Annotated in this window: 8 protein-coding genes; 4 read left to right on the top strand and 4 right to left on the bottom strand. The window is 50.9% G+C overall.

The genetic code is table 11. From position 1 onward, the window contains the following. Positions 1-194: 194 nt before the first annotated feature. The gene (locus BY454_RS16310) at positions 195-620 is read right to left on the bottom strand and encodes a hypothetical protein (protein WP_104417623.1); all 426 of its coding nucleotides are present in this window, start codon (positions 618-620) and stop codon (positions 195-197) included. Positions 621-765: 145 nt separating this feature from the next. Here BY454_RS16310 and BY454_RS16305 point away from each other — a divergent pair, with 145 nt between their 5' ends. Both BY454_RS16305 and BY454_RS16300 read left to right on the top strand, forming a co-directional pair. Beyond that, a complete protein-coding gene (locus BY454_RS16305; RefSeq protein ID WP_012137510.1) occupies positions 766-1,017 on the top strand; it encodes a type II toxin-antitoxin system Phd/YefM family antitoxin in 252 nt (83 codons plus the stop codon). Continuing rightward, entirely contained in the window at positions 1,014-1,268 is a 255-nt protein-coding gene (locus tag BY454_RS16300; RefSeq protein WP_104417622.1) for a Txe/YoeB family addiction module toxin, read from the top strand. The genes BY454_RS16305 and BY454_RS16300 overlap by 4 nt, the downstream gene beginning before the upstream one ends. Positions 1,269-1,359: 91 nt before the next feature. Here the strand turns inward: BY454_RS16300 and BY454_RS16295 are convergent, their stop codons facing one another. Continuing rightward, positions 1,360-2,322: a calcium/sodium antiporter gene (locus tag BY454_RS16295; protein WP_104417621.1), complete on the bottom strand. Its 963-nt coding sequence runs from the start codon at positions 2,320-2,322 to the stop codon at positions 1,360-1,362. A gap of 143 nt (positions 2,323-2,465) precedes the next feature. After that, complete coding sequence (locus BY454_RS16290; protein WP_104417620.1) at positions 2,466-2,795, bottom strand: hypothetical protein; 330 nt, start codon at positions 2,793-2,795, stop codon at positions 2,466-2,468. Positions 2,796-2,948: 153 nt separating this feature from the next. Here BY454_RS16290 and BY454_RS16285 point away from each other — a divergent pair, with 153 nt between their 5' ends. Continuing rightward, the gene (locus BY454_RS16285; protein ID WP_104417619.1) at positions 2,949-3,194 is read left to right on the top strand and encodes a type II toxin-antitoxin system CcdA family antitoxin; all 246 of its coding nucleotides are present in this window, start codon (positions 2,949-2,951) and stop codon (positions 3,192-3,194) included. Beyond that, the gene (locus tag BY454_RS16280) at positions 3,194-3,511 is read left to right on the top strand and encodes a CcdB family protein (RefSeq protein ID WP_104417618.1); all 318 of its coding nucleotides are present in this window, start codon (positions 3,194-3,196) and stop codon (positions 3,509-3,511) included. The genes BY454_RS16285 and BY454_RS16280 overlap by 1 nt, the downstream gene beginning before the upstream one ends. A gap of 65 nt (positions 3,512-3,576) precedes the next feature. On the opposite strand, the gene panB is transcribed toward BY454_RS16280, so the two are convergent. Next, the gene (gene panB, locus BY454_RS16275; RefSeq protein ID WP_104417617.1) at positions 3,577-4,398 is read right to left on the bottom strand and encodes a 3-methyl-2-oxobutanoate hydroxymethyltransferase; all 822 of its coding nucleotides are present in this window, start codon (positions 4,396-4,398) and stop codon (positions 3,577-3,579) included. Between the last annotated feature and the right edge of the window lie 244 nt (positions 4,399-4,642).

The raw sequence follows: 4,642 nt of genomic DNA, 5'->3' as shown, positions 1-4,642 counted from the left end.
TGACGCCCTTGCCCTTCTCCTAGCCTTCGGCTCTGCGAACACCTGGCAGGAGGACTTTCACCTCCCTAGTTCTGTGCCATGCCCGGCACACACGCCAATATTCAGCGGCGGCCTTTACGTAGCGAAGCGAAGAAAAGGCCGTCCGGTGGAGGCCCATCAGGGCCGTAACGAACTGGAATGATTTGTTAAGCATTTCAATGCCGGAGCTTAAGGAAATATTCAAACTTTCCCTCAAGCTCATGAAGGGTGCACTCCATCCAATTCTTCACCTCTCGGGATTCCTGAATGAGCTGCTTACGCTGCTCACCCTCGGCAGATTCAAGCTCTGCTTCGATTCGCTGAAGGTTGACCATCTTTTTATAGATATCATCGATGAGAAACTTAACCCATGAGGCGCACCCAAACAGAAAATATGCCTTGTTCGTTTTGCGCAGGAAATCAAACTCGGCACCCGGCCGTACCCTTCCTTCCACGCCAACATTAGCCAAAGCTTCGGCTATCACCAAGTAGACCTCATAACGGCGATCAAACAGCTCGAATTTGAGACGCTGTCTATTCGTAGACCACTCCCGCCAAGCAATAAACGCAATTAAAAAGGAGATGATTACGGCTGAATCCATTGCTCTTCTCTGTGCTTAACGCCCGGCTCACGCGCCGGTTTGGAGCCGCGAAGCGGCGGAAAATCGGTCGCTGTGCAGCCGATTGTTAAATCCTTCAATGTACGATATCCTGCACAGGGACAACATCCTGTACAGGAGCAACCTTGTGGATGCCATTAGCTACACAGCCGCTAGAACTAATCTAGCAAAAACCATGGAGCAGGTCTGTGAAGACCACTCTCCGGTGATCATCACCCGGAGCAAATCACAGTCCGTGGTCATGATCTCTCTTGAGGACTATGAGGCGTTACAAGAGACCGCATACCTCCTGCGCGCACCGAAGAACGCCCGTCGTTTGCTGGAATCCGTTGCCGAGCTGGAGCAAGGCGGTGGTCAAGAAAAGGAACTTCTTGAATGAAACTCATCTTCTCCGAGAACGCCTGGGAAGACTATCTGTACTGGCAAAAAACTGATAAAAAAATCCTTAATCGAATCAACAAGCTGATCAAGGAAACCAAGCGCGAACCGTTCGAAGGTATCGGTAAACCGGAACCGCTCAAACATAGCCTCGCTGGTTACTGGTCCCGCCGAATTAACGAAGAGCACCGCATGGTCTACAAAGTCACGGATGACGCTCTTCTCATCGCCCAGCTTCGGTATCACTACTGATTTAACGCCGCCAACACGCGCAGTTTTGTAGTGGAGGCGAAGCGGCAACGGAAAAACTGTCGCTGTGCTTGCCTTGTATGGCCATTTCATGTCAGCCACCGAATACCGCAAAACTCAGCCAGCCATAAATGCCGTAACCGATCAAAAGCACCCCACCTTCTGAACGGCTCAGTCGGCGCCCCGTGTACAAGAACAACAGCAAGAGCAATGATGCCCCGAGCATGACCCATTGATCAAACTGGAGGACTCTCGGATGGACAGGAAGTGGTTGAAGAAGAGCAGACACTCCAAGAATTCCCAGCAAATTGAAGATATTGCTGCCAAGTATGTTGCCAACAGCCACATCGGCATGCCTCCGAATAGCTGCAATCACCGATATGGATAGTTCGGGGAGAGATGTGCCAACGGCTACCAGCGTCAAGCCAATAACAGCCTCTGGCACACCAAAATGCGCTGCAATGCCAATGGCCCCAATTAGAAGTACCTGTGATCCAGCAATTAATAGCAGCAGGCCAAAAACCACGGCGATGACCGTCCACAACACCGACTTTGGAACGGTGGAAAGCTCTTCTGCCTCAGCTTTGTGTAACTCCCCAGAAGGTGCGGCATGCAATCGCTCGCTCCAGTAAGCCCACACCAGGTAAGCAACCAGAGCAACAAGGAATATAGCGGCGTCTGGACGCCCTAGTGCATTCCCTCCTACAAGAACGAGAAACAGTACGCTTGCCGCTACTACCGTTACAGCGTCCCGTCTCAATGCCAGTGGCTTTACCGTCAATGGTGTTATCAAGGCGCAAATACCGAGTATCAGCAAGATATTGCCGATGTTGCTACCCACGACGTTTCCAATCGCGATATCGGGTCGCCCATCAATCGCAGCATTAACCGAGACCACCAATTCCGGTGCAGAGGTCCCGAAGCCTACGATGACCAGACCACTTAGCAGTGGCGATACGCCGAGGCGCTTTGCCGCAGCCAGCGAGCCGCGAATCAATGCCTCACCACCAACAGTGAGCAGGGCTATACCGAGAACGAGAAATAAAAAGTCCAACAATATTTAGATACTCCGGTGAGCTCTGTGCCTAACGCGAAGGTAATCGGCGCCGGAGCGCCAGCGGAGGGGATCAAAAGCGATACGCTTTCGGCGTGTCCACTAAACTGGGGAAGTCCATGGCGTACTGCTGCGACTTGTTATGTTTACTTTGCATACGCAACAACAACTTGGGCAATGCCAACTAAAACAAGCGCAGCAGTGAGCCAGTTGAGCGCGCAAGCAACTTTACTTGATGATTTTGATGACTCTTTGAAAGCTACTTCCAAACTGTCGATTCGCCCGTTGAGCTCGACCAACGAAGTATTAACTTTTCTGGTCGCATTGGATTGCTCCTGGAAGGCTATCTGAATATCTTCGGTGCATCGAACCAAAATGGCTGACTTTTGCTGTTCATGCACTGTACTGCCGGGTTGGGCAGTACCAGACATCGCCTCTAAAATTTCGTTTTTACTTTTTCCCTGTACATAACTCATAGAGATTCCCTGTAAACATAACGCCCTGACTTTGCGGCGGGCCGGAGCGCCAGCGCAGGCGCGTCCGGCAACAGCCATTGGTTAAATGCTTGCATGCGCATAGCAATGCGCATATGATCAAGCTATGTATTCTTGATCTTCTCGGAGGTCCTCATGGCCGAACTCTATAATTCAGCCGCCCCCAAAAAAGCAGCGAACCTCTCAATCAACAGCGATCTGCTGAGTAAAACCCGGGAACTGAACATTAATTTGTCGGCAACCCTGGAACGAGCTCTGAAAGAAGAGCTTTCGAAACGCGAAGCCGCACAATGGGTTGAAAAAAATCGGGCTGCGATAAAAGGTTACAACGATTTCGTCGAACAACATGGATGCTTCGGCGACGAATTCAGGGAGTTCTGATGGCACAGTTCGATGTGTACCCTAACCCGAGCAAAGTCAGCAAGGCTCACTACCCATACCTGGTGGATATTCAGAGCAGCCTCCTGAGCGATTTGGCAACTCGCATTGTTATTCCTTTGGGCAAACGTTCCGCCTTCGGTGGCGAAGCCATGCAAGGACTCACTCCAGAAATCAGCTTTGCCGATCAGGACCTGTTGCTGTTAACTCCGCAAATTTCCTCCGTGCCTGAAAAACATCTCAAGAGCCCCATTGGCTCCCTCTCACATTTCAGAGACCAGATTGTTGGAGCTCTGGACCTAGCTATCACCGGCATTTAACGCCTTGGCTTTGCGGCGCACCGGAGCGCCAGCGTAGGTGCGTCCGACAACAGCCATTGGTTATGTCACTTTTTTAGGCCAAAACAATGCTCATCTGACGGGAAAGATCCAGCCCTTACTTCTTTTTCGAACTCTGCAAATACTTCTTTAATCTGAGCACTGAGGTCTACATATTTCTTGGCAAATTTCGGGGTATAATCTGAGAACAGTCCAAGGATATCCTCAGTCACCAGTACTTGCCCATCACACGCAGGAGAAGCACCAATACCGATTGTGGGAACGGTAATGGCTTCAGTAACCTCCCTTGCGGCTTTCTCAAAAACACCTTCAATCAATACCGAAAAAGCACCTGCTGACTCAAAGGCCTGTGCCTCTTTAATCAACAACGCAGTAGCATCGTCATCTCGGCCCTGTGCTTTGAACCCACCAAGAGTATTTGCATGCTGAGGGCGGAGACCTATGTGCGGCATAACAGGAATTCCCCGGCTGGTCAGAAATTCCACTGTTTCAACAAGCTCCAATCCGCCCTCAACCTTTACAGCTTGGGCACCGGTTTCAGTCAATACGCGGGCTGCATTTCGATACGCCAGTTCTTTACTTTCTTGATATGACCCGAAGGGCATGTCAACAACAATGCAAGCTCGTTCGGCTCCACGTGCAACCGCTGCACCATGAGCAATCATCATGTCCAGCGTTACCGGCAAGGTAGAATCAAACCCGTATGCAACCATTCCCGTTGAATCACCAACAATGATGAGATCCACATACGGATCCATAAAGCTCGCCATTGGCTTGGTGTAAGCCGTTAGAGAGACAATGCTTCCTCTTCCTTTCATCTCTCCAATCTTAGCGGTGGTAATCTTTCGGTTTGACGTATGAGTACTCATCCTATCTCCTTTTAATGATGCCCAATACTCATTCTGTGGACATAATCGGGATAGGGAGGCATCTCACGATGCCCCTCCTCCCACATCACCGGGCATACGGATCACGTACCACGGCGATTCAGTGACTTGATTCAACCCGTTACCGTACCGCCAGTTCGGGCAGTCCATAGCTCCGGAACAATCGGGCCGGTAAGGCTTGCCGCAGTGCCGGCGAATGACTCAGCCGCCACGGGCCGTGGGCTGA

Origin of the sequence: Marinobacter persicus (assembly GCF_002934325.1) — a bacterium.
Lineage (GTDB): Bacteria > Pseudomonadota > Gammaproteobacteria > Pseudomonadales > Oleiphilaceae > Marinobacter > Marinobacter persicus_A.
Note: the sequence above shows the minus strand (reverse complement) of the source record. Positions and strands in the feature narration are given on the sequence as shown.

What these genes read in the sequence shown, in the direction of transcription:
- BY454_RS16310 (WP_104417623.1), bottom strand. Translation starts at nt 620, where the DNA reads ATGGATTCAGCCGTAATCATCTCCTTTTTAATTGCGTTTATTGCTTGG.
- BY454_RS16300 (WP_104417622.1), top strand. Translation starts at nt 1,014, where the DNA reads ATGAAACTCATCTTCTCCGAGAACGCCTGGGAAGACTATCTGTACTGG.
- BY454_RS16290 (WP_104417620.1), bottom strand. Translation starts at nt 2,795, where the DNA reads ATGAGTTATGTACAGGGAAAAAGTAAAAACGAAATTTTAGAGGCGATG.
- BY454_RS16285 (WP_104417619.1), top strand. Translation starts at nt 2,949, where the DNA reads ATGGCCGAACTCTATAATTCAGCCGCCCCCAAAAAAGCAGCGAACCTC.
- BY454_RS16280 (WP_104417618.1), top strand. Translation starts at nt 3,194, where the DNA reads ATGGCACAGTTCGATGTGTACCCTAACCCGAGCAAAGTCAGCAAGGCT.
- panB (WP_104417617.1), bottom strand. Translation starts at nt 4,398, where the DNA reads ATGAGTACTCATACGTCAAACCGAAAGATTACCACCGCTAAGATTGGA.